Origin of the sequence: Nocardia amikacinitolerans NBRC 108937 (genome assembly GCF_001612615.1) — a bacterium.
In the GTDB taxonomy this organism is placed as follows: Bacteria; Actinomycetota; Actinomycetes; order Mycobacteriales; family Mycobacteriaceae; genus Nocardia; species Nocardia amikacinitolerans.
In genome coordinates, this window is record NZ_BDAU01000041.1 from 18,001 (window position 1) to 43,806 (window position 25,806).

Here is a 25,806-nt window from a genome sequence, read left to right on the forward strand (position 1 = left end):
GTTCACCCCGTAAAGCTGATCGCCGTGTTGAAACCCCACAGCACGATGGACAACACCATGTCGATGGCGATGATCGCCACGAAACTGGTGCGCACCGCGCGGCCCGACGCGATGCCGACGCCCTCGGGGCCGCCGGTCGCGAAGAAGCCGTAGTAGCTGTGCACGAGAATCACCACGGTGCCGAAGATCGCGACCTTGATCACCGCGGCGATCACGTCGAATCCGGACACGAACTGGAAGAAGTAGTGGTCGTAGACGCCCGCGGATTGGCCGTGCACCAGCGTGATGAGGCCGCGGCAGGCGAGGTAGGACAGGATCAGTGCGATCAGGAAGGTCGGCACGATGGCCAGCGCGCCCGCGATGACGCGGGTGGTCACCACGAACGGTACCGAGCGAAGGCCGAGCGATTCGATCGCGTCGATCTCCTCGGAGATGCGCATGGAGCCGATCTCGGCGGTGATGCGGCAGCCCGCCTGCGCGGCGAAGCCGACGGCGGCCGCGATCGGGGCCAGCTCGCGGGTGGTCGCGTAGGCCGAGACGATGCCGGTGACCGGACCCATACCGAGCATGTCCAAGGTGGCGAAGGATTCGACGCCGACCGAGGCGCCCATCACCAGGCCGAGCACGATCATCATCGGCACCGTGCCGCCGCCGACCACGATGGAGCCGCGACCCCAGGTCATGTTGGTGATGGCGCGCATGGTCTCGGCGCGGTAGCGGCGCAGCGTCAGCGGAATCGCCGAGAGCACCTGCCAGACGAACACCGTGACGAAGCCGAGCGAGTCGATCGCGCGCACGACGCGGCTGCCGCGACGGAAGTAGCGCGCGACGGGAGCGAATCCCTTGGGGACGTAGGAAGAGACGGCCATTACGCCAGCCTCGTCGGGAGGAACATCGCGGTCACCTGCGTCAACAACAGATTCACACACACGATCGACACCACCGACAACACCACCGCCGCGTTCACCGCATCAGCCACACCCCGCGGACCACCCTTGGCCTCCAACCCCCGCTGACACGCGATGACCACCACCAAAAAACCGAAGATCAACGCCTTCACCAACGACACCCACACATCCGCCGTCGTCGTGAACGACCCGAACGTCGCCCAATAACTCCCCGGGGTCACGCCCTGCCCGCCGATGGCCACCGCGTACCCGGCGAGAACACCGACGAAAATGATCAACACGTTCAACAACGGCGCCACCATCAACATCGCCACCATCCGCGGAATCACCAACCGATGAATCGGACTGATCCCCATCGTGTGCAACGCATCGATCTCCTCCCGAATCGTGCGCGCCCCCAAATCCGCCGCGATCGCCGCTGCCCCCGCCCCACCCAACAGGAACCCGGTCGCCATCGGCGCACCCTGCTTGATTACCCCGAGCCCACCGGTCGCACCCAACAACGAATCCGCACCCAGGGTGTGGATCAGGTTGCCCACCTGGATCGACACGATCACCCCGAACGGAATCGCCATCAAGATCGCGGGCACCGTCGTCACCGTGATCAACCGCCACGCCTGCAACACCGCCTCACGCCACTGAAACTCCCGACGCGCGACATCACCGACCGCCCCGACCACCGACTCCTGCGCGATACCCACCGCACGACCGAAAGTCCGCAACGACGACACCACCGTGTCCGAGAAATTCTCGCGGAGGATCGCGCTCGCGGATTCCCGGGTGGCCGTGGACAATTTCGGCGTCATAGACGAGACCCGCGTGCCGCGCTTTCCGCACGGGAGATGTCGAAATTCATGGCGCTCTCCGAATCCGGCGTCAATGCCAACATCCGTCAAGCTAATCGGTACTCTGCGTCACAACAAAATCGAGGTGGTGTGACCCTGACCACTTCCGAGCCGTTCGCGCGAACGCTTCCTGTTATTCGTGAGACACATCACCATGCCTACGGACTAGCGGCGAGGAACACAAAAGCCGAGAACAGAGCCAGATGGACGCCGCCTTGCAGCAGCGTCGCCCGGCCGGGAACCACGGTCAGCACACCGACGACGACCGTCAGCGCCAGCAGAACCATCTGCGTCGCACCCAGCCCGAGCACCAGCGGACCCTGTAGCCAGATAGTTGCCACAGCGATCGCCGGAATGGTCAACCCGATGCTCGCCATCGCCGAACCCAGCGCCAGGTTCAGACTGATCTGCACCTGATCGCGGCGCGCGGCCCGCACCGCGGCCAGCGTCTCGGGAAGCAGCACGAGCAGCGCGATCGCCACGCCCACCGCGGCGGGCGGCATGCCCGCGTAGGCCACCGCCGATTCGATGGCGGGCGAGACCACCTTCGCCAGACCGACCACGCCGACCAGCGCGACGACCAGCAGTCCGAGGCTGGTGAGCGTCGCGCGAACGGAGGGCCGCTCGACGGTCGTGTCGTCGTCGGTGACCACGCCGTCGCCCTCCACCGGAAGGAAGTCGTCGCGGTGGCGCACCGTCTGCACCATCACGAACAGGCCGTACAGCGCGAGCGAGGCGACGGCGGCGAAGGCGAGCTGCGCTGGCGAGAACTCGGGGCCGGGCACGCTCGAAGTGAAGGTCGGCAGCACCAGGCTCAGCGTGGCCAGCGTCGCCACCGTGGCCAGCGCCGCGCCCGTGCCCTCCGCGTTGAAGACCGCGAGGCGTCTGCGCAGCGCGCCGACCAGCAGCGCAAGACCGAAGATGCCGTTGCAGGTGATCATCACCGCGGCGAAGACGGTGTCGCGGGCCAGGGTCGCGGACTTCTCACCACCGGAGATCATCAGCGTCACGATGAGCGCCACCTCGATCACGGTCACCGCGACCGCGAGGACAAGCGATCCGAACGGCTCCCCCACCCGGTGCGCGACGATCTCGGCGTGCTGAACCGCGGCGAGCACCGCGCCCGCGAGAAACACCGCGACGATGATCATCCCCGCTGTCGGCAGACTTCGTCCCCAAGTGGCGACCAAGGCGAGCGCGGCGAGGAGGGGGGCGAACACGGTCCAGCGGGTTGTCAACGCACGGATCATGCCTTCCATCGTCCCAGCTATTTCCGCGCACCCGGATCGGTATCATCGGCGGGATGCAGCAACGACTCCGCGAGGCCGTCGCCACGGGCATCCTGCTCGTCCCGCTGCTTGCCGCGTGCACCACCGTGCCGGAGGGCCCGACACTCCTCGCCACGACCACCACCAGCGAATCCGTGCAGATCCCCGGAACCTTCGTTATCGAGGTCGCGCCGAGGACCATGCGGTGCACCGGAGTCGCGCCGATGGAGTGCCTACAGATCCGCCGCGACCAGAACGGACCGTGGGAGTTGTTCTACGGTTCGATCGAGGGATTCGAGTTTCAGCCCGGCAACCACTACCGGCTGCGCATCGAGCAGACATCCGTCGACCACCCACCCGCCGACGCGTCGTCGGTGACCTGGCGGCTCGTCGAGGTGCTGGAGAAACAGCCCGCCTAGCCGACGCCGGGTCGGCGGTCAGCGGTAGACGCCGAGCCGCCCGGCACGCAGGTCGTCGAGCGCGTCCAGGTAGACCGGGTTGGTCAGCTCGGGGGTGGCGTCCAGATCGAAGTAGCGCACCTCGAGCGATTCCGCGTCGCCGCCGAGTCGTCCGCCGACCGGCGCGCACCGGAAGAACACGGTGATCGGCTGCACCACATCGCCGTTCGGGTAGACGTGCCGGTACGCGGTGTAGACGCCTTGCAGCGCTTCGATTTCCACCCGCACGCCGGTCTCCTCGGCGACCTCGCGCACTACGGCGGCCGCGGCCGACTCACCGAGTTCGATGGCGCCGCCGGGCAACCCCCACTGGCCGTCGTCGCTGCGACGGTGCATGAGCACGCGTCCGTCGGTCACCACGCACGCGGCGGCGTACGCCAACTGGATGTGGTCGTGGCCGACCCGCGCCCGCAACCAGCGGATGTAGTCGGGCACGCCTCAATCCAAGTCGACGCGGACGGTCAGCAGGTCGGTGCCGACGAGCCGGACCGCGGCGCTGTTGGCGCGCGGCAGTTCGCGCAGGCGGGCGCGGGCGTCGTCCTCCGGGAGCAGGTGGGCGGTGCCTGCGTGCCAGCGGCCGTGCAGGCGGACCCGAACCCGGTTGTTCGCCTTGATGTTCCGGATGTACTGGGAGCGCTCGCCGAACTCCGAGACCAGCCAGAAGCTGTCGCCGACCCGGCGGCCGCCGATCGGGGTGATGCGCGGTTCGCCGCTCACCCGGCCGGTCGTCTCGAGCAGTTGCTGGTTGGGCAGTCTGCGCAGGAGGGGGTTTCCGACCAGGCGCTGGAAGGTGGTCACCAGACGGTGTTGCACATCGTCCTTCTTCGGCATACGCCGACCGTAACACTGCGCGGCGAGGTGCGGCGCGGCGAAAATCGCTGGCGGGTCATGGCGCTTGGTCGCTACCGTGGCCACACGCGGAAGCCGTGCGCGGTGGGTGTAGCTCAGCTGGTCAGAGCGCCTGGTTGTGGTCCAGGAGGTCACGGGTTCGAACCCCGTCACTCACCCTCTCTCCTTCGACCTACGCGAAGGAGTGGCCAACGGCTCAGGGGCTGACGCCATTCGCGATGCCACGCGTTCCATTCCGTCGAATTATGCTCAACGGCTATTTGCCCTGTGCAGCGCCGGTTTCGCGGATGGCATCCACCGATGGAGCCGATAACCCATTGGCGGGCAGCGCGAATCGTTTCCCCGCGCGCCCCACCATAGGCGAGAATTTGCCGGTGCGGACCCAGTTCACCCACGAGCTCAACGCGTTGACCAATGATCTGACGCTGATGTGCCGACTCGCCCACGACGCTGTGGAGCGAGTCAACGACGCTCTCGCCAGCGCCGACCTTACCGCCACCTACGAGGTCTTCGCCCTCGACGAGCAGCTACAGAAGATGTTCGGCGCGTGCGAGGCACGGACGGTGGTGCTGCTCGCGTTGCAGGCGCCGGTGGCAAGGGATCTGCGGCACGTGGTGACGGCGATCCAGATCGCCAACGAGCTGTCCCGTATCGGCTGGCTGACCAGCCGTGTCGCCGACCAGGTGTACCGGAGCCATCCGAACTACGTTGCGCCGCAACCGATCCTGGACGTGCTCGCCGAGCTCGGCAAGTTCGCGGCGCACCGCACCGCACTCGCGGGCGAGGCCGTCGCCACCGCCCACCAGTCCGCCGACGCCGAACCGGTCAACGCCACGCTCGCCGAACTACGGGGCAGGCTGCACGCGGCGTTGACCGATCCGGAGGGCGCGCAACCCGCCGGGGCGGCCATCGACCTCGCCCTGCTCGGAAACCATCTGGAGCGCTGCGTCGACCACACCACGCGCATCGAACGGCTGATCCGGTTCCTGGACACGGGAGTTCCGCCGATGGCGCAGCCCGCGGACGCCGACCCGGACGAGGACTGAGCCGAATCCCGCACCGAGCCCGGATGTCCGGTGACGCTCGCCACAACACGGGACACCCGCTCGCCCACGTCGTGAGTTCGAAGACGCCGACCACCCGTTGTTTTCCGTAGCAACGCAGTAGGTGCATGGGCGCCTCTCCGAAACGTACTGGCAGTTGTGAGTTTCCAATGGAGGTTGCCAAGCGGTCGCGGAGTATCTACTATCTGGCTACGTAGACAACGAGGTCGGGACGGAGGACCCATCGTGGATCGGCCATCGGCGCGGATCGACACGCGACGCCGGAAACCAGCGCACGACCGCATCCCGACCCGCGGCTCGCGCTGAGCGAGCCCCTCGAACGTCACGAACGAGATCTCCTCGTGCGGAGCTTCACCTCGGGACCTACCCCTCATCAGCCCCGTGGTGTCGCGCGGTGCGAAAGTGGCCTGGACAACCGCACGCCCGCGCGCACGCGGACGACATCGTTCGTGGCTCGCCACCCCTGGGCCGGCGCCGGCACGGCGGCTCAGGGGTGGTCCAGCGTTTCCGGTGTGCCGAACCTCATACGCGGCGTTGGCATTCCGACATAGTCGAGACAGGTATCTTGGCGCCCGCGATAATTGGACGAGGTAGGCGTTAGGAAACAACTCGATGAAGCTCACGGCCAGGCAGTCGTTCCTCTTGTGCCCGTTGGCCGGTAGTGCCACATCGGCCCCGTTCGACGGGGGATCGCTGTGAAGTGGAGTTCGTCCCGCAAAGTCGTCGCCGTTGTCGCGCCGATCGTCTTCACGCTCTTGCTGACCCTCGCCATCACCGTCCTCGACAAGTGGACCGACGGCGACAGTCAGCCGCCCGCCGCCGCACCCGGCCAAACCTCCGCCACCGCCAAGGACGTTCGTGACCTGCTCGCGAAACTGGCTGTGGCGCAGGAAGCTCCGATGACCGGCTACAGCCGCGAGAAGTTCCCGCATTGGGATCCGAACAAGCCCGAGCACGGTTTCGGCGCCGACTTCGCGCAGTACAGTCGCTGCACCACCCGGGAAGTGATGCTGCTGCGCGACTCCGTCGGCACGGTCCGGCTCGATCCGAAGACCTGCGCGCTCACGGTCGGGCCCGACGGCGGCTGGCGCGACGAATACGGAGTCCTCGACCGCAAGAGCGGGCAGCTCAAAGAGTACAAGTGGATCACCGATTCCTCGGGCGTCGACGCCGAGCACATCGTCGCGCTGGCCGAGGCCTGGCGGTCCGGCGCCGCCGCGCTCGACGAGGACACTCGCCGCCGCATCGCCAACGACGCCGTCAACCTCGAAGCCTCGGACCCGACGGCCAACAGGTCGAAGGGTGATCAGGACGCCGCGAACTACCTGCCGCCGGGAACTTTCCGGTGTGGCTATATCGAGCGCTACCTCACGGTCAAAGTAAAATACGGTCTGACCATTGATCCTGCCGAACAGTCCGCGTTACGCACCGCGATCGACGACTGCGTCCGCCAAGGAGGGTTCAGATAATCGACGTCATCGAGATCTCCGACAAGGCCGCCGTCATGACCGAGGAGGAAGGGACGGTGTCCGGCGATCTCGATGTCACCGTCGACGACTCGGGCAAAGGACTGGTCCGCTACCGCGGCACCGACACCTGGCTCACCATCGGCAACCTCGACGGCGATCCCCCACGCACGTGGTCGACCACCACCGAACTGGCCACCGCCATCGAAGCCGACCTCGGCAAGCGCGACGCGGCGGGCAACCTCCTGTTCTTCGAAGCCTGATCGGTCTCAGTCGAGGCCGATGTATTGGTGGTTCAGGCGGATTCGGCCCTCCTCGTCGAGCGCGATCACTTCGTAGCCGCCGCCTTGCACGGTGCCGTCGGCGCGGGTCACCATTGCCCAGCCGAGGCCGATGAGGTTCGGGGTGAGGCGGACAGGGTTGCCGTGGGGTGCGAAGACGTGTTCGCCAGGGGCGATGAACATCTCGTAGGCGCGGCTCACCCTGCGGTCCAGAGCTTCGCGGCCGCGCGCCTCGAACGACGGGATCGGGACGGCCAGGTCGGTCGCGGCGGCGCGGACCGGTTCGGGCGGATCGACCAGTATCTGGGCCCCGTCGACGGCCCAGAGTTCATCGATAGCCGCGCGGCGCACTGCGGGGTCGGGTTCGTTCCAGAGTGCTACGTAGCGTTCGGCGAAGCGGGTCAGTTCTTTGTCATCGTGGGTGCTCATGGGAGCCGAGTCTGGTGAGCGCGCGGTCCCGTGGCGATTCCCCGCAGGGTATGGCGCGGCCTCGGCGGGTCCGATATCAAGGACGAATGACCACCGTGGTGCAGCCACCCGAGCGCCCAGCGGCGAAGCCACCCCGACCACCGGCGCTCGGGGTTCCGGCGGCGCAGCAAACGAGAGCCCCGCAGCCCGGCGCGTTCGCTCACCAGCTGAAGCGATGGCGGACCCTGCGCCGGGTGAGTCAGCTGGATCTGGCCATCCGGGCCGACACCACCCAGCGCTACCTCAGCTTCCTCGAGCAAGGCCGTTCCCGCCCCGGGCGCACCATGGTGGTGCGTCTCGCCGAGTCGCTAGAGCTTTCGCTGCGCGAGCGCAACGGTCTGCTGCTTGCCGCGGGTTACGCGCCGGTCTTCGCCGAATCACGTTTGGATACACCAGAATTGACACCGGTACGGAAGGCGCTCGACCGCATACTCGAAGGCCACCTGCCGTATCCGGCGGTCGTGGTCCGGCCGTACGGCGTGCTCGTCGCCGCCAACGGCGCCTTCGAGCTGCTCACCGAAGGCGCCGCGCCGGACTCCCCTAGCTCCCACACAACCACCACACGCCTCACATAGCCGGTGCCTATGTGAGGCGTATGAACGGTGTGTGGGAGCTACTGGCGGCTGGCTCGGCGGTAGCCGATGACGGCGGGGACGGCGAAGACGATGATCGCGCCGAGAGACCAGAGGAAGGTGAGGGTGAGAGGGCGGGCGAGGGGGCCGCCGAGGGAGAGGGCCTTCATGCTGTCCACCGCGGCCGACATGGGCTGGTTGCGGACCACCGGCTGAATCCACTGGGGGAAGGCGATCAGCGGGACGAAGCCGGTGCTGAAGAACATGAGCAGCGAGGTGAGGATCGTAACGCTCTCCACCAGCGTGGCTTTCGCGGTGAACACCGCGATGGCGGTGACCATGGTCGCGAACGCCAGCCCGAACAGCACCGGAATGAACACGAACAGCAGCGCGGGCACGAACCCCTGCTGGAAGCGGAAACCCAGCAGATGGCCGACGACGATCACCACCAGCGTGCCGAGCAGGATCCGGCAGCCCTCGGCGAGAATGCGCGAGATCAACCCCGAGGAGCGGTGCACCGGCAGCACCCAGAAACGGGCGAGCAGGCCCGCGTCACGCTCCCGCCCGAGCATCACGCCGCTGGCCACCGCACCGCTCAGCGCGCCGACGACGGCCACCATCGGCACCGAACCGTACAGCGCGTCGGTGCCGGAGAACTTCTGGATCTGCCCGCCGATGACGATGTCGAGCATCAGCAGCAGCAGGCACGGGATGATCAGGGTTTCCAGCAGCGCCACCGGATTGCGCGACCAGCGCAGGAGCAGGCGTTGCGTCTGAATCGCGGTGTGCCGCAGCAGTGAGACCGGCGAGGTCTCGCCGTGCGCGAGCGTCCCGCGTTCCGTTGTCAGTACCATCACGCCCTCCTCTTGCTGAGCCGCAGCGCGAGCGGCAGGCAGATGACGACGATCGCCCCCGCCCACAGCAGCGGCGGACCCATCAGCGCCCAGGTCACCTCGCCCGCATTGGCTTTCGTGTCCCCCGCGAGCGCGCGCAGCGCGATGACGAACTGCGAGACCGGCTGGTTGCGCACGAAAGGTTGGATCCACTCGGGGAATTGGGACGCGGGAGCCAACCCGGTGGACAGCATGCCGAGGATCAACGGCGGCAACACCAGCGCCTGCGTCGTCGCCTCCGGACTCTTGGCCGCCGTCCCGATGACATCGGCGCCCAGCGTGAACACGACGCCGATGAGCAGCGAGAAGGCCAGGAACCCGAGCGTGTGCCAGGCATCGAGGCAGAAGCGGAAGCCGATCACGTGCCCGCACACCAGCGCCGCAGCGATCGCGATGAGCAGCCGGAACACGTTGCCCGACATGCGCGCCGCCATCGGCACCAGCGGACCGATCGGCATCGAGCCGAAGCGCCGGTCGAGCCCGGAGACGGCGTCGGTGGCCGAACGGAAGGCCGCGCCGATGGCGGTGAACGCGCAGGCTTGCAGGATGACGATGGGCATCATGAACTGCGCGTAGCTGCTGAATCCGGTGCCGATGACGGTCATCACCGTCTTGAGCGGAATGTAGAAGCTGGCCGTGAAGGCGGCGGGCGCGACGATGGAGCTGAGCACTTCGCCGGTCTTGATCGACGGCGTCACCAGCCGCGTGGTCAGCACCCACCACTGCTGCGCGCGGATCGGGGTGGCGCGCGTGTCGGTCAGCCAGGCCCCGGCGGTCATCCGACTTCTCCGGTTTCCGCGACGGCGAGGTGGCCGGTGAGCTGGAGGAACACGTCGTCGAGCGAGGGACGCCGCAGGGCGATGTCGACCAGTTCGAGACCGGAGGAGTCCAAGCGCCGCAGCGCCTCGGCGAGCGTCTTGGCTCCCTCGGGGGCGGGAATCGCGAGGCGGTCGGACTCGGGAGTGAGCGCGGCCCGGTTCTCCTCGGGCAGCAGCGAGCCGAGCGCGGTGGCGATGGCGGGCAGATCCTCCAACCGGAGTGGGACCACCTCGCAGTAGCTGCCGCCCGTGCGCGACTTCAGTTCGTCGGCGGTGCCGTCGGCGATGACCACGCCGTGATCGATGACGATGATCCGGTCGCACAGCGCGTCGGCCTCTTCGAGGTACTGCGTGGTGAGCAGCGTGGTGATGCCGTGCTTGCGGAAGCTCGACACAAGATCCCACACGCCCTGCCTGCTGCGCGGATCCAACCCGGTGGTCGGCTCGTCGAGGAACACCACGTCGGGCCGGACGACGAGTCCGCACGCGATATCGATGCGCCTGCGCATGCCGCCGGAGTAGGTGCCCACCCGCCTGCTCGCGGCGTCGACCAGGTCGAACTCGGTGAGCAGTTCGTCGGCGCGTGCGCGCGCGGCTCCCTTGCGCAGGCCCATGAGCCTGCCGAACATGACCAGGTTCTCGTAGCCGCTGAGCATGTCGTCCAGCGCCGCGAACTGGCCGGTCAGCATGATCGAGCGGCGCACGGCCGCCGGGTCGGCGACCACGTCGTACCCGGCGACCATGGCGCGGCCGCGATCGGGCGCGATGAGCGTGGACAGAATGTTGACCATGGTGGTCTTGCCCGCGCCGTTCGGGCCGAGGATGCCGAGCACCTCGCCCTGCGCGGCCGTGAAGTCGACACCGCGCAGGGCCCGTACCTCACCGAAGGACTTCTCCACGCCCTCCACCACAACTCCGCTGTCGTTCACTGCATGCCTCCAAGATGCTCGTCGAGCACACGCGCGATGACGGGCAGCACGTGTGGTGCGGTCAGTTCGTCGTGGGTGACCTCGACGTCGTGATTGGTGATCGCGCCGGTGATGTACGGACGCCAGCCCTCCGGGCCGAAGATGTCCGAAGTGTCCACGGTGGCACTGAGATACAGGGCGTCGCCGTGGTAGACGGGACGCTGATATCCGGTCCTCGTTCGGGCCGAGGCGTTGTAGGAGCCTGCCATCCGCTCCAGGGTGTCGGCGTCCACCAGCGCGACGCCGCCGGTCCGCTCGGCGATCAGCGCGGCCGCGTCCTGCGCCGTCGCGTCGGCGGGCACGTCGTCGATGCCGAACACGGCGCCGAACGTGCTGACGAACGAGCCCGCGGTGAGCGGTTCGATGCTGTCGCCGTCGATGTCGGCGGTGTCGGCGTCGAGCAGGGCGAGCACGCCGACCGGCAGTCCCTCCTGCTCGAGCCGGGTGGCCATGGCGTGCGCGATGAGCCCGCCGAACGACCAGCCGAGCAGGTGGTACGGGCCTTCCGGCTGCACGGCGCGGATCTCGCGGACGTAGCGTTCGGCGAACTCCTCGATGCTGCGCACGGACGGTTCGCGACCGCTCAGGTCCGGCGCTTGCAGGCCGTAGATCGGGCGGCCCGGCGCGAGCGCCTCCGCGAAACCCAAATAGGTCCAAGCCATTCCGGACGACGGATGGATGCAGAACAGCGCGGGTTCGTCGCCGCCGAGCCGGATCGGGAGCAGCACGTCGAGGCCGAGCGCGGTGCCCGGCGCCGGCTGCGCCGCCGCGGCGGCGAGTTCGGCCATCGCCCGCTCCTCCTCGGCGCCGGCGGCGCGCGCTTCCGGCGTGACAGCGAATTCGGCGGCGACACCGAGCATTTCGATCCAGAGGCGGGACAGCTCGGCCACCTCGGCGCGGTCGAGCAGCGTCTCGGGGAAGCCGAAGGTGGCGCGCAACCGGTCACCGAGAACCACGGCGTTGACGTCGATCTCGGCTTGCAGCGGCACGTTCGGGTATTCGGTCGCGGGCAGGTCGCCGAGTTCGTCGGTGGGCAGCCAGCCGAGTCCCTCCAGGCCAGGCGGGATCTCGCCGGTCGCGTAGCGGCCGAGGTAGTTGAAGGCGACCCGGCCCGGGAGACGACGCGGAAGCTGTTCGGCGGTCTCGTGATTCAGGTAGCGCAGCAGACCGAACCCGATGCCCTTGTCCGGCACGGCGAGCAGCTGGTGCTTGATCGCGCGGATTGCCTGCCCCAGTGCGGGTCCGCCCGCCATGGCCTCGTCGACGTCCACCGTGCCGAGGTCTAGGCGCACGGGATAGATGCTGGTGAACCAGCCGACGGTCCGGGAAAGGTCCGCGCCGGGAATCACTTCCTGCTGACGACCGTGGCCTTCCAGCCGGACCAGGACGCTGCGGTCGGCGGTGGCGCGCCACTTGTGCACGGCCAGCGCCAGCGTGGTGAGCAGCGCGTCCTCGACGCCGCCATGGAACAGCCCAGGCAGCGTGGTCAGCAGCGCCGCGGTGACCTCCTCGGAGACCTCCGCCTCCACCATGCGCAACTCCCCCGCCTGATCGACGGCCGGATCGAGTTCCCGTCCGCCGATCAGCGGATCGGGCCCGTCGATCAGGTCGCGCCAGTAGCCGAGTTCGGCGACCCGCTCTGGCCGGTGCGCCTCCTCGGTGAGCGCGTGCGACCAGCGGCGCATCGACGTCCCGGTCTCGGCGAGCACCGGCGTCGCACCGGTGGAGACCTGGGCCCAGGCGGCCATCAGATCGGGCACCAGGATCCGCCAGGACACGCCGTCCACGACGAGGTGGTGCGCGATCACGATGAGACGACCGGCGCGGCTGCGGTCGCCCGCCTCGCCGACCGGGTCGAGCCAGAGGAACTGCAACACCACACCGCGCGCCGGGTCCAGCCGGTTCATCGCGGATTCCAGTTCGGTGAGCGCGTATTCGCGCAGGTCGACCGTGTCCGCGTCGGCGGCGAACTCGATGCGCCGGATCAGCCCGGCCACGTCGACGCTGCCCGGCTCGGCCACCTCCAGCCGCCAGTCGGGTGCGCGGAACAGCCTGGCGCGCAACATGTCGTGGCGGTCCACCACGGCCGCCACGGTCGCCGTCAGCTGCTCGGGGCGGATGCCGACGGGCAGCTCGAGCACCGCGGTCTGCGCGAAACGGTCGAAGTCTCCGCCGCGTTCGATCATGTACCGGACGATGGGCGTCAGCGGCATGTCGCCGACGCCGCCGCCGGGCAGTTCCTCGAGCACCACCAGTTCGCCCGCGGCGTCGGCCGCGGCGGCCAGCCCGGCGACGGTGCGGTGCTCGAACACCTGCAACGGCGTGATGGTGACACCGCCCTGCCTGGCACGGGAGACCAGTTGGATGGCCAGGATGCTGTCGCCGCCGAGCGCGAAGAAGGAGTCCTCGACGCCGACCCGCTCGCGACCGAGCAGTTCGGCGAAGACCGCCGCCAGTGTCTGCTCGGTGGGCGTGCGCGGGGCGACGTATTCGGTCCGGTCGTCCGCGAACACCGGTTCCGGCAACGCTTTCCGGTCGAGCTTGCCGACGGCGTTGAGCGGAATCGCGTCCAGCACGACGAAGGCCGAGGGCACCATGTATCCGGGCAGTGACTCGGCGGCGTGCGCGCGCAGCCGCTCCACGTCCAGCTCCACGCCGGATTCGTGAACGACGTAGGCGGCCAGCGCGGTGGCGCCGGACGGTCCGCGGACACCGAGCGTCACGGCGAAGTCCACGCCGTCGGCGCGACCGAGCACGGCGTCGATCTCGCCGAGTTCGATGCGCTGCCCGCGCACCTTGACCTGGAAGTCGGTGCGGCCCACGTATTCCAGTTCGCCGTCGGCGATCCAGCGCACCAGGTCGCCGGTTCGGTACATCCGTTCACCCTGCGCGCCATACGGATTCGCGACGAAGCGGGTCGCGTTCAGGTCAGGTCGGGCATGGTAGCCGCGCGCCAACGAAGGTCCGGCGAGGTACAGCTCGCCCGCGACGCCCACCGGCACCGGGTGCAGCCGCCCGTCGAGCACCAGCACCGACGCGCCGCGAATGGGACCGCCGATGGTGACCGGCGCGCCAACCGTCAGCGGACCCGAACCCGTTGCCCAGATGGTGGATTCGGTGGGACCGTACAGATTGACCATGGTCCGACCCTGCGCCCACCGCTCCACCAGCTCCGCGCCGACCGCCTCACCTGCGACGGCAAGCACCCGCAGGCTCGACACCCGCGCCGGATCCACCGTGGCCAGCGCCGACGGCGTGATCACCGCGTGGGTGACGCCCTCGGCCTCGATCAGCTCGGCGAGCGCGTCCCCGCCGAACACCTCCGGCGGCGCGACCACCGAGGCCGCGCCCGCGCCGAAGGCCATGATCGCCTCGAACACCGACGCGTCGAAACTCGGTGAGGCGACCTGCAATACGCGCGCGTGCTCGTCGAGCGCCAGCGACTCGCGTTGCGCCACCACGAGATCGGCGATGCCGCGGTGCGAGACCGTGACGCCCTTGGGGGTTCCGGTGGAGCCGGAGGTGTAGATCATCCACGCCGGATGGTCCGGCCGGATCGGTGCGCGCGGCTCCTCGGCGCGCAGCGGGGTGTCGTCGGCGCCGCGCCAGCGGGCGGCGAAGGTGGGGTCGTCCAGGACCAGCCACCGGGTGTCCGCGGGCAGCTGCGGCCGGTGCGCGGCAACGGTGAGGCCGAGCACCGCGCCGGAATCGGTGAGCATGTGCTCGATGCGGTCCACCGGATGCTTCGGGTCGACCGGCAGGAACGCCGCGCCCGCCGCGGCAGCCGCCCACATGCCGACCAGCAGCTCCGCGCCCCTGGTCAACCCGAGCGCGATCACCGTCTCCGGACCGGCTCCCGCCTCGATCAGCAGGCGGGCGAGTTGGGCTGCGCGGGACGCCAATTCACGGTAGGTCGTGGTCGCGCCCGCGGCGACCACCGCGTGCCGCTCCGGGTACGCGGCCGCCGTCGCGGCGAACACCTCGGGCAGCGTGCGCACCCCGGCGGACTCCGGTCCGCTCGCGGGCACCAACTCGGCCCGCTCCAGCGGCACCAGCAGATCGATGTCGCCGAGGCGCTGTTCCGGGTCGGCGACCACCGCGGCCAACACCGCGAGCCACCGGCGGGCGAGGGTGTCGACCGTCGGCGCGTCGAACAGGTCGGTGGCGTAGGTCAGCGTGGCGTCGATGCCTGCCCGCTCGCCGCCGTCGTAGCGCTCGCGCAGGTCCAGGGTCAGGTCGAACTGTGAGGCGTCGCGATCCAGGTCCTCCACCGCGATGCGCAGTCCGGGCAGTTCGAGCGCGGGCTCGACGAAGTTCTGCAGGGAGAGCGAGACCTGGAAGATCGGGTGGTGCGCGGTGGACCTGGCCGGGTTGAGCACCTGCACCAGGCGTTCGAACGGCACGTCGGCGTTGGCGAACGCGTCGAGATCCGAAGAGCGGATGTCGGCGAGGAAATCGCGGAAGGACCGGTCGGGGTCGACAGGTGTGCGCAGCGCGAGGGTGTTGACGAACATGCCGACCATCTCGTCCAGCGCGGCTTCCCCGCGTCCGGCGACGGCGGTGCCGATCACCACGTCGGCGGCGCTGCCGAGGCGGGCGAGCAGCACCGCGAGAGCGGCGTGCACGAGCATGAACATGCTCACCTCGGTGTCCGCGGCGAGTTCGGCCATGGCCCGGTGCAGTGGCTGCTCGACCGCGAAATCCAGGTCCGCGCTGCGCATGGACTGCACCGCGGGCCGCGGACGATCGGCGGGCAGCTCGAGCAGATCCGGTGCGCCGGACAGGGTTTCGGTCCAGAAGCGAATCTGCCTGGCAGCCAGCGACTCCGGGTCGGACTCGTCGCCGAGCAGCTCCCGGTGCCACAGCGCGAAATCGGTGTACTGCACCGGCAACGCGGCCAGGGACGCCTCCTGGCCCATGGTGCCCGCGGCGTAGGCGGTCATCAGGTCGGTGGCCAGCGGCGCCATCGACGCGCCGTCCGCGCTGATGTGGTGCACCACCAGGACGACGACGTGCACCGGTGTCGCCCGGCCGTTGCCTTCGGCCGTGCGCAGGCGGAACAGGCCGACCCGCAGCGGCCGCTCGGCCACCAGATCGAAGCCGACACCGGCCAGTTCGATGATCCGATCGCGCAGCGGCGCACCGGGTTCGGTGTCGATCGCGCGCAGTTCCGGGGTGGCCACGTCGGCGGTGAGGACGACTTGGCGCGGGCCCTCCGCGTCGGCCGGGTACATGGTGCGCAGGCTCTCGTGCCGGTCCACGACCGCGCGCAGCGCGCGCTGCATGGCCGCCACGTCCAGGTCACCGCTGAGGCGCAGCGCGACCGCGATGTTGTAGGCGGGCGAGGTCGGATCGAGCCGGTTGAGCACCCACATCCGCTGCTGGGCGGGCGAGAGCGGGATCCGGTCCGGCCGGATGCGCGGCGCGAGCGCGAAGCGGGCGCGCTCCCCCGCCGCCGCGGGGACGACCCGCGCCGAGAGCTGCGCGACCGTGGGCGCGTCGAACAGGTCGCGCAGCGCGATCGTCGCGCCGAGCGCCGCGTTGACCCTGGCCACCACCTTGGTCGCGCTGAGCGAGTTACCGCCGAGCTCGAAGAACGAGTGGTCGATGCTGACCCGCTCGGTGCCGAGCACCTCCGCGAACACCTCGGCGGCGGCCTGCTCGACCGGTGTGCGCGGCGCCAGGTACCGGCGCAGGAAGGCCGCGAAATCGGGCACGGGCAGCGCGTTGCGATCGAGCTTGCCGACCGGCGTCAACGGGACCTCGTCCAGCACGATGAGATAGCCGGGCACCATGTAGCCGGGCAACGCGCCCGCGATACGCGAGCGCAGCCGTTCGGTGTCGTATTCCGCTGCCTTGCCGAGGGATTCGCGCCCCGCGTCGCTGAGCACCACGTAGGAGACGAGCACGGTCTCACCGGCCGGGCCCGGCATGCCGACGGTCGCGGCGTATTCCACGTGATCGTCGGCGGCGAGCACCGCGTCGATCTCGCCGAGTTCGATGCGCAGGCCGCGGATCTTGACCTGGAAATCGCTGCGGCCCAGGTACTCCAGCTCCAGCACCGGCCCGCCATGGCGGTCGGATTCGACCCAGCGCACCATGTCGCCGGTGCGGTACATCCGCTCGCCGCGCGCGCCGTACGGGTTCGCCACGAAGCGGGCCGCCGTCATGCCGAAGCGGTTGAAGTAGCCGCGCGCGATTCCGGGACCGGCCAAATACAGCTCGCCCTCGACCCCGACCGGAACCGGGCGCAGCCAGGTGTCGAGCACCATGACCGCGGCGCCGCGGATCGGTCCGCCCATGGTGACGAGCTCGCCGGGCTCCAGCTCGCCGGGGCCGGTCGCCCAGATGCTGAATTCCGTTGGGCCGTAGAGGTTCAGCATGCGTCTGCCGACCGCCCACTGCGCGGTCAGCTCGGGTCCGGCGGCTTCGCCCGCGACCGAGAGGACTCGCAGGTCGGTGAGACCGGCCGGGTCCATCGTGGCCAGCACCGACGGCGTGATCACCGCGTGGGTGACCCGTTCGGTGCGCAACAGGCGCTCGAGCTCTTCGCCGCCGTAGACCTCGGGCGGCGAGAGCACCAGGTGTCCGCCGACCGCGTGCGCGGTGAGCAGCTCGAAGACCGACGCGTCGAAGCTCGGCGAGGCGACCTGCAAGGCCTTTGTGGTGTGGTCCAGGTCCATCGATTCGCGTTGTGCCGTCGTGAGATTCGCGACGCCGCGATGGCTGAGCAGCACCGCCTTCGGCTTGCCGGTGGAGCCGGAGGTGTAGATCAGGTAGGCGACCTGGTCCATCCGGATGGCGCCGCCGCGCTCCTCGTCGGTGATCGGTCCGTCCGGCACCGTCATCGCCCTGCGGATGGTGTTCATGTCGTCGAGCAGCAGCCAGTCGATCGTGCTCGGCAGGGTCTCGCCGGTGGCGCGCACGGTCACGCCGATCGGCGCCTTGGAATCGGTGAGGATGTGCTCGATCCGTTCCACGGGGTAGTTCGGGTCCAGCGGCAGGAACGCCGCGCCGGTCTTGACCAGCGCCCACACTGCGACCACGGACTCCACCGAGCGGGTCAGCGCGAGCACGACGAAGACCTCGGCGCCGATGCCGCGGCGCAGCAGCACCCTGGCGAATCGGTTCGACCAGGCGTCGAGCTCGCGGTAGGTCATGGTGTCGCCGTTCGCACTGACCGCGAGGGCATCGGGATTCACCGCGGCGCCCGCGGCGAGGATCTCGGGCAGGGTGCGCTGCGGCACCGAATCGGGACCGTGGACAGGGAGCAGGGCGGCGCGCTCGACGGCGTCGCAGTGCTGCAACCGCGCGACGCCGATCTCCGGGTGCTCGGCGATCTGTTCGAGCAGCATGACGAACCGGTCCAGCAGCCTGCGCGCGGCGTGCTCCGCCAGCTGGTCGGCCATGTATTTCACCGTGACCCGCAGCTTGTCGCCCGGCTCGCCGGGCATCCCGTGCAGCGGAATCACCATGAGGTTCAACGGATACGGCGTCGCGTCGGTCCCTTCGATGTCGAGGATCCGCATGCCCGCGATGTCCAGCGACTGCGACAGCGCCTCGCGGTCGATCGGATACGACTCGAAAACGGTGAGGGTGTCGAACAATTCGGCGAGACCGACGGCCTGGTGGATCGCGGCCAGTCCCACGTGCTGGTGGTCCAGCAGCCGGGCCTGCTCGGTCTGCACGCGGGCGAGCAGATCCGCTACCCGCTCCGCAGGATCGAGCCGCACCCGCACCGGAAGCGTGTTGATGAACAGACCGACCATGTCCTCGACCCCGGCCAGCTGCGGCGGCCTGCCGGACACCGTGCCACCGAACACCACATCGGTGCGCCCGGTCAGCATGGCGAGCAGCAGCGCCCACGCCGCTTGGACGGCCGTGTTCACGGTCGCACCCGCGGCACGAGTCGTCGCCTCCAATCGGGCGATGGTCTCGGCGGGCAGATCGAAGGACACCATGCCGGACTCGGTGGACTGAATACCCGCCAGCGTCGGGACGGCGCGGGTCGGCGAGTCGATACCGGCCAGCGCCTCGCGCCACGCGGCGATGGACGCGGAACTCGCGGGGTCGGTGATCATCTCGGCGGCCCGTTCGAGATCGGCCACCTGCGCCTCGGCACCCGCAGGGGCGCTCTCCGCCGCCGGCTGCTCGGCCACGGTGACGCCAGGGGCTTCAGCGGCGGCGCCGGGTTCCGCTGCGGTCAGGCTCGGCTCGGCGGCGGCAGCACCAGGTTCCGCTGCGACGCCCGGTTCCGCTGCGGCACTCGGTTTGGCCGCCGCAACAGCAGGTTCGGCCGCGATGCCGGGCTGAGCCGCCGCAACGCCAGGTTCGGCCGCGACGCCCGGCCCAGCCGCCGCGACGCTTGGTTCGGCTGCGGCAACGCCGGGTTCCGCTGCGGCAGCGCGCGGTTCACCCGGAGCACTGGGCTCGGCAGCAGCAACGCCCGGCTCGGCCGCGGCAACGCCGGACTCGGCCGCGACGCCCGGTTCCGCTGCGACACTCGGCCCGGGCGCGACAACGCCGGGCTCCACTGCGGCAGCGCCCGGCTCGGCCGCCGCAACGCCGGGCTCGGCCGCGACACTCGGTTCGGCTGCGGCAACGCCGGATTCTGCTGCGGCAGCATGCGGTCCACCCACGGCGCTCGGCTCGGCCACCGCAACGCCAGGCTCGGCCGCGACGCCCGGTTCCGCTGCGGCAACGCCCAGCTCCGCTGCGGCAGCACCGGGTTCCGCTGCGGCGGTGCGTGGTTCACCTGCGGCGCTGGGTGCGGCAGCGCCAATGCTCGGTTCGGCTGGGGACGGGATGCGCTCGGCGGCTTCCTGTTCGGCGAGCCAGGCGAGGAATGCGCGATAGGAGGGGGCGGGGGGCAGTACGTCCGTGGCGGTCGCGCCTGCGCCGGTGGCGATGTAGACGGTCAGGAGCTCGCGCACCAGCAGTGGGGTTGACCAACCGTCCAGCACCAGGTGGTGGTTGGTCATCAGCAGGGTGTAGGTGTCGTCGGCGGTGCGGATGAGTTGGAAGCGCAGGAGTGGGGGGCGCGTGAGGTCGAAGCGGGTGTTCGCGTCGAGAGCCAGGATCCGGTCGAGTTCACTCGAGCGCTGCGATTCTTCGGCGAGATGGGTGAGATCCGTTTCGTGCCAGCGCACTTCGGCGTCGGCGAGGACCAGCTGGCGCGGGCCGTCCGGGGTCTCGACGAACGCGACCCGCAGGTTCTCGTGCCGGTCGACGAGCACCTGCGCCGCGGCGCGCAACCGGGCGGCGTCCACCCGGCCCGCCAGGGTGAGCCGGGTCTGCACGGTGTAGCCGTCGGCGGTGTCGGTGTCGTACATGGCGTGGAAGAGCAGGCCGTATTGCAGCGGCGACAGCGGCCAGACGTCGGCCAGGTTCGGGTAGGTACGCTCCCAACCCTCGATCTGCCGCTGGGTCACCGTGGTGAGCGGGAAGTCCGACGGGGTGTGGCCACCCGCGCCGGTCGTCCGCGCGTGGTCGGCGAGCGCCGCCAGCGCCGTCGCCCAGTGTTCGGCGAAGGCGCGGACGTCGTCCTCGTCGAACAGCTCGGTGGCGTATGCCCAGGTGACCTCCAAGCCGGCGGCGCCCATGATGGCGTTGACATCCACGACGGCGGGCAGCGGCGCGCGGTCGTCCTGCGTCGCGGCGAATCGCCTCGGCAGCCACGGCCCTTCGGGTCCGCCCGCGGCGCGACCGAGGTAGTTGAAGCTGATCTGCGGGGTGGGCGCGGCGGCCAGTTCGCCGGCGGTCCGCGGATTCAGGTACCGCAGCATGCCGTATCCGACGCCGCGGTCGGGAATCGCGCGCAACTGCTCCTTCGCCGCCTTGATCGCGAGACCGGCCGCGGGTCCGCCCGCGAACGCGTCGTCCAAGTCGATGCCCGCGAGATCGATCGCGACCGGGTACACGCTGGTGAACCAGCCGACCGTGCGCGCGAGGTCCGCACCGGGCAGCACCGACTCCTCACGCCCGTGCCCCTCCAGGGTGAACAGTGCGCCGGACCTGCTCCGCCATCGCGCCACCGCCATGGTGAGCGCGGCGAGCAGCACATCGTCGGCGCCGCAGTTGAACAGCGCGGGCACCGTGTCCAGCACCGCGGTCGCGACGTCCACCGGCACGGTGGTCCGCACCTCGGCCGCGGTGGCCACGGTGTCCACCGCGGGGTCCGCCGCTCGCGCACCGAGCGGGGAGTCCGGCGTGGCGAGCACCCGCCGCCACACGGGCAGTTCGGCGGCGCGCGCCCCCGCCTGCTCGACGTTCGCGTGCGCCCAGCGGCGGTACGAGGTGCCGACGGGCTCCAGCTCGCCGCCGGAGAAAGCGGTGGCCAAGTCCGGCAACAGAATTCGCCAGGAAACGCCATCGGTTACCAAGTGGTGCAGGACCAACCAGAGCCTGGTGCCCTCCGCTATGCCATGATCTCCGTCGCCAACACCGACCGCATCAGCGGTGCGTGCATCGGCGCCACGGCCGCCATCGGCGCCACCACCAACGACATCATCGGCAACGCCAGCCGCATCAGTGGCGCGCGCATCGGTACCCCGGCCCTCACCGGCGGCGCGCGCATCGGCACCACGCCCATCCTCGACGACTCCACCGCCGCCACCACCAGCGGCGGCATCGTAAGCAATGCCGACAGCATCGGTGGCGCGCGCATCGCCACTAAGGCCACCATCGACGACACCACCGCCACCACTGGCGACGCGGACCGCATCGGCCACGCCACTACCAGCGGCATCGTCGGCAATCCCGCCAGCACCTGCAGCGCGCACATCGCCACCGCGGCCGCCACCGGCAACCCCACCACCAGCCGAATCATCAGCACCGCCGACAGCACCGGCAGTAGGCGCATCGCCACTACGGCCACCCGCCACGCCATCGCCGCCACCGGCAACGCCCACGCCGCCACCAGCGGCCTCACCGGCAAGCCCAACAGCACCGTCGGTGCGTGCATCGTCGCCACGGCCATCGTGGACGACGCCACCACCACCGCCACCGGCGGCATCATCGGCAGCGCCGACCGAATCAGTGGCGCGCGGATCGGTTTCGGGGCCCTCATCGACGGCGCTGGCATCGGCACTACGGCCACCACCGGCTACACCACCGCCACCACCAGCAGCACCAGCGGCACCAGCGGCACCAGCGGCAGAGTCGACAACACCGGCGGCGCGCACATCCACACCACGGCCGTCCTCGGCAACACCACCCGCGTCGATACCACCACCGGCAGCGCCCATGTCGACGCCGGTCCCCACACCACCGATGACACCGGGAATGACGACGCCGATCCCATCGGTCGTGCCGGTCCCCGGTGCGTCGACGATGCCCGCACCGCCTGCCGAATTCGGTTCCACCAGAACGAATCGCGCGACAACCCCCGCCGCCGGATCCAGCCGATCGGCCGCACGCTGCAGGGCGTACTCGCAACTCACCTCGAGGTCGTCACCCGCGACGACCGAATCGATGCGTTCGGCCGCGCGCACCGAACCCGGTTCCGCGACAACCCATTCCCAGCCGTCCGCGCCCTGACGCAACGTGCTGCGCAGGACGTCGTGGTGGTCGATCAGCGTCTGCACCGCGGCGGTCAGCCGCGCGCGATCGCCGTCCGGCGGCAGCTCGATCAGGACGGCCTGGCTGTAGCGGTCCCAGGTCTGGCCCTGATCGAGCATCGCGTGCACGATCGGGGTGATCTCGACGGAACCCACACCGCCACCGGGAAGTTCGAGCACCGCGGTGTCGGCGGCGTCGGTGGCGACGGCGGCCAGCGCGGCCACCGTCTTGCGCTCGAACACGTCGCGCGCGCTGAAACGCAGGCCTGCGGAGCGGGCGCGGGAGACCAGCTGGATGGAGATGATGCTGTCGCCGCCGAGTGCGAAGAAGTTCTCGTCGACGCCGACCGCGTCCAGGCCGAGCACCTCCGCGAAGAGCCCCGCGATCGTTTCCTCGCGGGGCGTGGACGGCGGGCGACGCACCTCGGTGCGCATGCCGAAATCCGGTGCGGGCAAAGCTCTGCGGTCGACTTTGCCCACCGGCGTCAATGGGACGCTGTCCAGCACCATGATCACCGCGGGCACCATGTAGGCCGGAAGACGTTCGCCCACAGCCGCTTTCAGCGCTTCAGGCTGCACCTCCACACCCGGAGCGCCGAGCACGTAGGACACCAGCGCGGTGGCGCCGCTCGGCGTGGTCGCGCCGATGGTCAGGGCGAACTCGACCTCCGGCTGCCGCTCCAGCGCCGCGTCCACCTCGCCGAGCTCGATGCGATAGCCGCGCACCTTGACCTGGAAGTCCCCCCGGCCCGCGTAATCCAGCTCCAGCCTGCCCTCGCGCCGCCGCCATCGAACCAGGTCACCGGTGCGGTACATGCGACCGCCGGGCTCGTACGGGTTCGCAACGAACCGGCTGGCGGTGAGCCCGGTGCGCTGGTGGTAGCCGCGCGCGACGGCGGGCCCGCCCAGGTACAGCTCGCCGACCACACCGGGCGCGACCGGACGCAGCCACGGGTCGAGCACCAGACCGACCACTCCGCGGGCCAGGCTGCCGATGCTGACCGGACCGTGCGGCACCAGCGGCGCGCTGACGGTGACGGTGATCGTCGTCTCGGTGGGGCCGTAGCCGTTGAGCAGCGTGCGGCCCGCCCATTTCGCCACCAGTTCGGGCGGGCACGCGTCGCCGCCGACCACGACGGTGCGCAGGTCGGGAAGGGTCTCCGGGTCCAGCGACCCGACTACGGCGGGCGTTACGTTCAGATGCGTGACCCGGTGCGCCCGTAGCACTTCGGTCAATTCCTCGCCCGCGTAGGCGGCCGGCGGCACGACGGCGATCGACGCGCCGACCGCGAACGCGACGAGCAGCTCCTCGACCGAGATGTCGAAGCTCGGCGAAACCGCGTGCGCCACCACGGCATTCGCGTCCACGCCGAACGACGCGCCGGAGCCCGCGACCAGGTTCGCCAAGCCGCGGTGGGTCACCGTGACACCCTTGGGCATGCCGGTCGAGCCGGAGGTGTAGATGAGGTAGGCGGGCTGGTCGAGATGGATCGCGGCGGACCGGTCGGCATCGGTGATCGGCGCCGAATCCTGGTGTGCCATCACCTCTTCGGTCTCGGGATCGTCCAGCGTCAGCCAGGTGATGCGGTCGGGCAGCGCCGAACGCGCGCCCATCACCGTGAGCCCGGCGACGACACCGCTGTCCGCGACCATGTGCTCGATACGGTCGGCGGGATACCCGGGATCGATCGGCACGAACGCGGCTCCGGTGCGCGCCACCGCCCAGACCGCGAGCACCGACTCCACGGAACGCGGAATAGCCACGGCCACCGCGTTTTCCGGCCCCGCACCCGCCGCGATGAGCAGCCGCGCCAGGCGGTTGGCGTAGGACTCGACCGCGCGATAGGTCAGCGACGTCCCGTCGGCGCGGATGGCGACCGCGTCCGGGTCGACAGCGGCACCGTCCGCCAGGATCTCGACCAGCGTGCGCGGCGGCACCGACGCGGGTCCGCGGGCGGGCTCGAGCTCGGCTTGTTCCTCGGGCGAGAGCACCGGCACCGCGTGCAGCGGCGCGTCCGGTCCCGCCGCCAGGAAGCGGTGCAGGAAGTCCAGAAACCTGCGGTGCTGCGCGGTGAGCTCTTCGTCGTCGTACAGGTTGGGATTGGCCTGGAAATCGATGTGGGTGTTCTCCGCGCCCATGCCCGGATACAGGTTCAGGAACAGGTCTTCGATCATTCCCGAGGTCAGCACGTGCATCCGGCCGGTCACCTCGCCGAGCTGAATCCTGGTGTCCACCATCATCAGATTGACGGTCGGGCCGAACGAGGCCGCCTCGTCCAGCGACCAGCCGAGGTCACGGACGATGTCCTCCTGGCGGTACCGCTGCCTGCGCAGCGCCGAGGTCAGCTCGCCCTGCGCGGCCCTGATCAGTCCCCCGACGGTGCTCTCGGCGCCGAGCGGCAGTCGCAGCGGCACCACATTGGCGATCATGCCGCCGGAGCGCCGCAGCGCGGCGGTGGTGCGACCGGAGACGGGCAGGCTCAGCACCACCTCTGGCGCGCCGGTCATCGCGCCGACATAGGCGCCGAACGCGGCCACCACCACGGGCGCGATGCTCGAGGACACCGACTTGGCCACGGCGTCCAGAAGTTCGGCGGTCGCCGACGGCAATTCACCGGCCACCAGGGCGGGATGCGCGTCCACGTCGGCCGCGCGGCCCGCCAGGCTGACGGGCTCGGACATGCCCGCGAGGTGCTCGCGCCAGTACTGCGCGTCGGCCTGGAAGCGCTCGGAATCCCGGTAGGCCACGTCGGCTTCCACAATGTTGCGCAGGTCGGCGGCCTTGTTCAACGGGGGCTCGCGGTCGGCCAGCGCGGCGTTGTACAGCTCGGCGATGCGCTGCAACATGGTCATCGCGCCGAAGCCGTCGAGCAGAATGTGGTGGATGCGCTGGTACCAGTACCAGTGTTGGTCGCCGAGGCGCAGCATGGCGTACTTGCCGAGCCGGTCGCGCAGCAGATCCAGCGGCGCGGTGTACTCCGCGCGCATCCAGGCGTGCGCGGCGGCCACCGGATCGGGCTCGTCGCGCAGATCGACCAGCAGGGTCTCGTCCTCGAGCGAGGTATCGATGACCTGGTAGGGAAATCCGTCCACCTCGATCAGCCGAACGTAGCCGCTGCCGAACTCGTTCACGGCTCGGCGCGCCACATCCGCTAGCAGATCCAGGTCCAGCGACCCGTGGAACTCCACGTATTGCGCGATCGAGATCGGGGTGTCACCCGCGAAGTGCTGGGCGAACCAGATGCCGCGCTGCGCCGCGGAGAGCGGAAAGGCGCCTGCGGGCAGCCGGTCGGCCGCGGCCACTGGGGTGAGAGACGGCTGTGGCATACAAGGTCCCTGCTGGGCTCAGGAAAAGACGGAAGAGAACATGTCGAGACGCGCGCGATGCCC

15 protein-coding genes and 1 tRNA gene are annotated in these 25,806 nt (G+C 69.8%); 6 read left to right on the plus strand and 10 right to left on the minus strand.

The window, feature by feature from the left end; translation table 11 throughout:
* Nucleotides 1–2: 2 nt before the first annotated feature.
* The 3 genes from NAM01S_RS27350 to NAM01S_RS27360 form a co-directional block, all read right to left on the minus strand.
* Nucleotides 3–869, minus strand: a complete 867-nt coding sequence (locus tag NAM01S_RS27350) for an MlaE family ABC transporter permease (RefSeq protein WP_067790660.1) — start codon at nt 867–869, stop codon at nt 3–5.
* Complete coding sequence (locus NAM01S_RS27355; RefSeq protein ID WP_067790662.1) at nt 869–1,714, minus strand: ABC transporter permease; 846 nt, start codon at nt 1,712–1,714, stop codon at nt 869–871. Before NAM01S_RS27355 ends, NAM01S_RS27350 begins: the two co-directional genes overlap by 1 nt.
* Before the next feature lie 197 nt (nt 1,715–1,911).
* A complete protein-coding gene (locus NAM01S_RS27360; protein ID WP_067790774.1) occupies nt 1,912–3,003 on the minus strand; it encodes a calcium:cation antiporter in 1,092 nt (363 codons plus the stop codon).
* 53 nt (nt 3,004–3,056) lie between these two features.
* Here NAM01S_RS27360 and NAM01S_RS27365 point away from each other — a divergent pair, with 53 nt between their 5' ends.
* Nucleotides 3,057–3,440: a DUF4377 domain-containing protein gene (locus NAM01S_RS27365; protein WP_084483354.1), complete on the plus strand. Its 384-nt coding sequence runs from the start codon at nt 3,057–3,059 to the stop codon at nt 3,438–3,440.
* 18 nt (nt 3,441–3,458) lie between these two features.
* Here the strand turns inward: NAM01S_RS27365 and NAM01S_RS27370 are convergent, their stop codons facing one another.
* Nucleotides 3,459–3,914, minus strand: coding sequence for an NUDIX domain-containing protein (locus NAM01S_RS27370; protein ID WP_067790664.1), 456 nt, complete (start codon nt 3,912–3,914; stop codon nt 3,459–3,461).
* Nucleotides 3,915–3,917: 3 nt separating this feature from the next.
* The gene (locus NAM01S_RS27375; RefSeq protein ID WP_067790667.1) at nt 3,918–4,310 is read right to left on the minus strand and encodes a nitroreductase/quinone reductase family protein; all 393 of its coding nucleotides are present in this window, start codon (nt 4,308–4,310) and stop codon (nt 3,918–3,920) included.
* A gap of 102 nt (nt 4,311–4,412) precedes the next feature.
* Between NAM01S_RS27375 and NAM01S_RS27380 the strand changes: the two genes are divergently transcribed.
* The 4 genes from NAM01S_RS27380 (at nt 4,413) to NAM01S_RS27395 (ending at nt 7,121) form a co-directional block, all read left to right on the plus strand.
* A tRNA-His gene (locus NAM01S_RS27380) sits at nt 4,413–4,486 on the plus strand.
* Between the two features lie 216 nt (nt 4,487–4,702).
* The gene (locus NAM01S_RS27385; protein WP_067790777.1) at nt 4,703–5,374 is read left to right on the plus strand and encodes a phosphate signaling complex PhoU family protein; all 672 of its coding nucleotides are present in this window, start codon (nt 4,703–4,705) and stop codon (nt 5,372–5,374) included.
* 713 nt (nt 5,375–6,087) lie between these two features.
* Nucleotides 6,088–6,861 carry an HNH endonuclease family protein gene (locus NAM01S_RS27390; RefSeq protein ID WP_067790669.1) on the plus strand — a complete coding sequence of 258 codons (774 nt, stop codon included), beginning with the start codon at nt 6,088–6,090 and terminating at the stop codon, nt 6,859–6,861.
* A 35-nt stretch (nt 6,862–6,896) separates the two neighbouring features.
* The gene (locus NAM01S_RS27395; protein ID WP_084483355.1) at nt 6,897–7,121 is read left to right on the plus strand and encodes a hypothetical protein; all 225 of its coding nucleotides are present in this window, start codon (nt 6,897–6,899) and stop codon (nt 7,119–7,121) included.
* A 6-nt stretch (nt 7,122–7,127) separates the two neighbouring features.
* Here NAM01S_RS27395 and NAM01S_RS27400 read toward each other — a convergent pair whose 3' ends face one another.
* Nucleotides 7,128–7,568, minus strand: coding sequence for a hypothetical protein (locus NAM01S_RS27400; protein WP_067790675.1), 441 nt, complete (start codon nt 7,566–7,568; stop codon nt 7,128–7,130).
* An 86-nt stretch (nt 7,569–7,654) separates the two neighbouring features.
* Between NAM01S_RS27400 and NAM01S_RS27405 the strand changes: the two genes are divergently transcribed.
* The gene (locus NAM01S_RS27405; RefSeq protein WP_218018470.1) at nt 7,655–8,182 is read left to right on the plus strand and encodes a helix-turn-helix domain-containing protein; all 528 of its coding nucleotides are present in this window, start codon (nt 7,655–7,657) and stop codon (nt 8,180–8,182) included.
* Nucleotides 8,183–8,220: 38 nt separating this feature from the next.
* On the opposite strand, the gene NAM01S_RS27410 is transcribed toward NAM01S_RS27405, so the two are convergent.
* The 4 genes from NAM01S_RS27410 to NAM01S_RS36795 are packed head-to-tail and all read right to left on the minus strand — an operon-like array spanning nt 8,221 to nt 25,743.
* Nucleotides 8,221–9,033, minus strand: coding sequence for an ABC transporter permease (locus NAM01S_RS27410; protein WP_067790678.1), 813 nt, complete (start codon nt 9,031–9,033; stop codon nt 8,221–8,223).
* Complete coding sequence (locus NAM01S_RS27415; RefSeq protein ID WP_084483356.1) at nt 9,033–9,851, minus strand: ABC transporter permease; 819 nt, start codon at nt 9,849–9,851, stop codon at nt 9,033–9,035. Before NAM01S_RS27415 ends, NAM01S_RS27410 begins: the two co-directional genes overlap by 1 nt.
* Nucleotides 9,848–10,819, minus strand: a complete 972-nt coding sequence (locus NAM01S_RS27420) for a daunorubicin/doxorubicin resistance ABC transporter ATP-binding protein DrrA (RefSeq protein WP_067790680.1) — start codon at nt 10,817–10,819, stop codon at nt 9,848–9,850. Before NAM01S_RS27420 ends, NAM01S_RS27415 begins: the two co-directional genes overlap by 4 nt.
* Nucleotides 10,816–25,743 (minus strand): non-ribosomal peptide synthetase, encoded by a 14,928-nt coding sequence (locus NAM01S_RS36795; RefSeq protein WP_084483357.1) that lies wholly within the window; start codon nt 25,741–25,743, stop codon nt 10,816–10,818. The genes NAM01S_RS27420 and NAM01S_RS36795 overlap by 4 nt, the downstream gene beginning before the upstream one ends.
* Between the last annotated feature and the right edge of the window lie 63 nt (nt 25,744–25,806).

Coding starts and splice junctions, on each gene's coding strand:
- NAM01S_RS36795 (WP_084483357.1), bottom strand. CDS start 25,743: ATGCCACAGCCGTCTCTCACCCCAGTGGCCGCGGCCGACCGGCTGCCC.
- NAM01S_RS27350 (WP_067790660.1), bottom strand. CDS start 869: ATGGCCGTCTCTTCCTACGTCCCCAAGGGATTCGCTCCCGTCGCGCGC.
- NAM01S_RS27415 (WP_084483356.1), bottom strand. CDS start 9,851: ATGACCGCCGGGGCCTGGCTGACCGACACGCGCGCCACCCCGATCCGC.
- NAM01S_RS27375 (WP_067790667.1), bottom strand. CDS start 4,310: ATGCCGAAGAAGGACGATGTGCAACACCGTCTGGTGACCACCTTCCAG.
- NAM01S_RS27365 (WP_084483354.1), top strand. CDS start 3,057: ATGCAGCAACGACTCCGCGAGGCCGTCGCCACGGGCATCCTGCTCGTC.
- NAM01S_RS27410 (WP_067790678.1), bottom strand. CDS start 9,033: ATGGTACTGACAACGGAACGCGGGACGCTCGCGCACGGCGAGACCTCG.
- NAM01S_RS27395 (WP_084483355.1), top strand. CDS start 6,897: ATGACCGAGGAGGAAGGGACGGTGTCCGGCGATCTCGATGTCACCGTC.
- NAM01S_RS27355 (WP_067790662.1), bottom strand. CDS start 1,714: ATGACGCCGAAATTGTCCACGGCCACCCGGGAATCCGCGAGCGCGATC.
- NAM01S_RS27400 (WP_067790675.1), bottom strand. CDS start 7,568: ATGAGCACCCACGATGACAAAGAACTGACCCGCTTCGCCGAACGCTAC.
- NAM01S_RS27360 (WP_067790774.1), bottom strand. CDS start 3,003: ATGATCCGTGCGTTGACAACCCGCTGGACCGTGTTCGCCCCCCTCCTC.
- NAM01S_RS27405 (WP_218018470.1), top strand. CDS start 7,655: ATGACCACCGTGGTGCAGCCACCCGAGCGCCCAGCGGCGAAGCCACCC.